A 1,213-nucleotide genomic window follows, 5' to 3' on the forward strand; every position below is an offset into this window, starting at 1 on the left:
TCCCTATCTGCCGTTCCCTATCTGCCGTGGGTGTAGGAATATTGACAGGATCTGTCCCTAGTACGAGAGGACCGGGATGGACGTATCTCTGGTGGATCTGTTGTCCTGCCAAGGGCATAGCAGAGTAGCTATATACGGAATGGATAACCGCTGAAGGCATCTAAGCGGGAAACCAACCTGAAAACGAGTGTTCCCTATCAGAGCCGTGGAAGACGACCACGTTGATAGGACGGGTGTGGAAGTGCAGCAATGCATGAAGCTTACCGTTACTAATAGCTCGATCGACTTCTTCGTTCCCATTGATTATGTTCATCGAACGCAGTTCGATGATGATCTGTTCTGTCTTCACGGGCTATAAGCCCTGCAGACGGCGCGCGCCACAAGGCGCGACGGACTATCGTCCTGTATGGGAAACATACGGACAGGTCACAGAATGACGTGTAAATTAAATAGAACCTTCGGGTTCTCCAGCTTCTCGAAACAACAGTTTCCATGTGAAATCATGAACATGTTGCTTGTGTCTACAGTGTCCTCATCGCGAGGGTGCCGTATGGCCCATTGGTGTCCCCTGTGAGCGTCAAGCGAACAGGATAAGGCATACCAATCACAAGCAATCATATGTTCATGCGTAGCATGAACATATGTTGCGTTTTGCCGACCTGGTGGTTATTGCGGGGCGGCTGCACCCGTTCCCATTCCGAACACGGCCGTGAAACGCCCCAGCGCCAATGGTACTCCGTCTTAAGACGCGGGAGAGTAGGTCGCTGCCAGGTCTGCAAAACACAACACATGATAAAATATCTTCTCAAGCAAAAACAAACCTCGGCCCAGCCGATACAAAAGGGCCGCGATAAGCGGCCTTTCGTCGTTCCGGGGTGATGCATAAACGGAAACACGGTTTACGCAGTCGGTATTTTGCCAAGGTAAAATACCGGGAAAAGATGACACTTTGCCTCCGGCAAAAGTCGAGTAGAGGCGACAAATCCAAGTGGATTTGCGCCGGTAGAGGCGCAAACTCTGCGAGTTTGCTCTGGCGCGATAAATCCCATAGGGATTTACGCTGGTAACGCGGGGTGGAGCAGCCCGGTAGCTCGTCAGGCTCATAACCTGAAGGCCGCAGGTTCAAATCCTGCCCCCGCAACCAAAAAATTCCAAAAATTCGATCATTTAAAATACAGACACAAAGCGCCTCACAAATACTCGTAGAAAAGCC

1 tRNA gene and 2 rRNA genes are annotated in these 1,213 nt (G+C 50.9%); all 3 read left to right on the forward strand.

The annotated features are described in order from the left end of the window. Positions 1–294: ribosomal RNA gene (locus DSM25558_RS29100) — 23S ribosomal RNA — on the forward strand; the annotation flags it as partial. A 364-nt stretch (positions 295–658) separates the two neighbouring features. Continuing rightward, positions 659–773, forward strand: a 5S ribosomal RNA gene (gene rrf / locus DSM25558_RS27555). 294 nt (positions 774–1,067) lie between these two features. After that, positions 1,068–1,144, forward strand: a tRNA-Met gene (locus DSM25558_RS27560). The last annotated feature ends 69 nt before the right edge of the window (positions 1,145–1,213 follow it).

It is taken from the genome of Agrobacterium sp. DSM 25558 (assembly GCF_900100825.1).
In the GTDB taxonomy this organism is placed as follows: domain Bacteria; phylum Pseudomonadota; class Alphaproteobacteria; order Rhizobiales; family Rhizobiaceae; genus Agrobacterium.